Consider the following 1,798-nt stretch of genomic DNA (forward strand, 5'->3'; position numbering starts at 1 on the left):
AAAACGATTACGGTTGCGATTAGCAATGACACGGTGTTTGAAGGAGCTGAAAACTTCCAGGTGAACTTATCTGCACCGAATAATGCGACGTTAGGCACGGCGAGTGTGACGACGACGATACATGATGATGGTACTGGTACCGGTGGTAACGATAACGATACTCCTACCTTGAGCGTCAGCAATGTGACGGTCGCGGAAAGCGGAGGTTTCGCACAATTTACCGTGGGTTTGAGCAATACCAGCACGAGTGCGACGAGCTTTAGTCTAGGTTTGGCGGGTGGGAACGCGATCGGTAGTGGTACCGATTATGGCAGCTTGGCAGCAAGTAATTTGCAGGTATCGACCGATGGTGGAACGACTTGGAATAATGCGACGTCGGGGACGATTGCTGCGGGCAGCACTAGCGTGTTGGTGCGCACGCCGATTACCGATGATTTGATTAATGAAGCGAATGAAACTTTCCAACTGACCGCAACTCGTACGGGTGGTTTTACGACAAACAATAGTGCAGTCGGAACGGCCACTATTACAGACAATGACTTAGCACCGAGTTTGACAATCAATGACGTGATCGTTAATGAGGCTGCTGGTACTGCCACTTTTACTGTTACTTTGTCAGCAGCGTCCGGACAAACTGTAACGGTTGGCTATAACACGAGTAATGGTAGTGCGACTGCTGGTGCTGATTACACCTCAGCGAGTGGAAGTGTTAGTTTTTTGCCTGGAGTAACGACGCAAACTATCACGGTAAATATCACCAATGACAGCGTATTTGAACTATCAGAAAATTTTAACGTTAATTTGGTGGCGCCAGTTAATGCAATAATTTCTGATGCCCAAGGTCTAGGCACTATCAAAGACGATGGCACAGGGCCTGGCGGTAATGATAACGACACGCCGTCACTAAATGTCAGTAATGTTACGGTCGCAGAGGATGGTGGTTTTGCGCAATTTACTGTGAGTTTAAGTAACGCCAGCAACACACCGACCAGCGTTAATCTGGCATTGGCAGGAGGGAATGCTAGCGGAAGTGGTGCTGATTACGGTAGCTTAGGCGCAAATAATCTGCAAGTATCGATAGACGGTGGAAATACGTGGAGCAATGCAAGCACAGCGACGATTGCTGCTGGTTCCACTAGTGTACTGGTGCGCACACCAATTACCGACGATTTGATCGACGAAGCAAATGAAACCTTTCAGCTGACCGCAATTCGTACTTCTGGAACCACAACGAATAGCTCGGCAGTTGGTACTGCGACGATTATCGATAACGAAGGCGCGCCTTCGATTTCGATTAATAATGTTGTCGTCAACGAAGATGCTGGTGTGATGACTTTTACGGTGAGACTAAGTCATGCAACTACTGATGTTGTGACTTTTAATTATGTTACCGGAAGTAGTGGAATAAATTCAGCTACAGCTGGAAGTGATTACGTAGCCAGCTTGCCGGGTGCTAGCGGAAGTATTGCCGCGGGATTAACGACTACGACAATCACAGTGCCTATTAATGATGACTACATCAAAGAAGGCAATGAAACCTTTAATGTGACTTTATCTGGTCTATCAATCAATATCGCGACTGTCGGAAATACTTTGGTTGGACTGGGAACGATTACCGATGCGGGTAGTACATTAACTCCACCTGATGTGCCTGAAGTAATAGGTCTGGTAGACACTGTCTATGCGCACATCAGTGTCGATGCAGCGAGTGTTGCCGAAGGTGGCGTCTTAACGTACACGGTCACCCTCAAAGACAGCAGCGGCAATGTCGTCAGTGTTCCAGTCGGCAGCAGTGTTG

1 protein-coding gene is annotated in these 1,798 nt (G+C 47.8%); it reads left to right on the forward strand.

The genetic code is table 11. The features are described from left to right. A partial coding sequence (locus tag ACO0KW_RS17585) for a Calx-beta domain-containing protein (protein ID WP_423054661.1) occupies nucleotides 1-1,798 on the forward strand: 1,798 nt, incomplete at both ends.

The sequence above is a fragment of the Undibacterium sp. Ji22W genome, assembly GCF_049340305.1.
Taxonomy (GTDB): Bacteria; Pseudomonadota; Gammaproteobacteria; order Burkholderiales; family Burkholderiaceae_D; genus Undibacterium.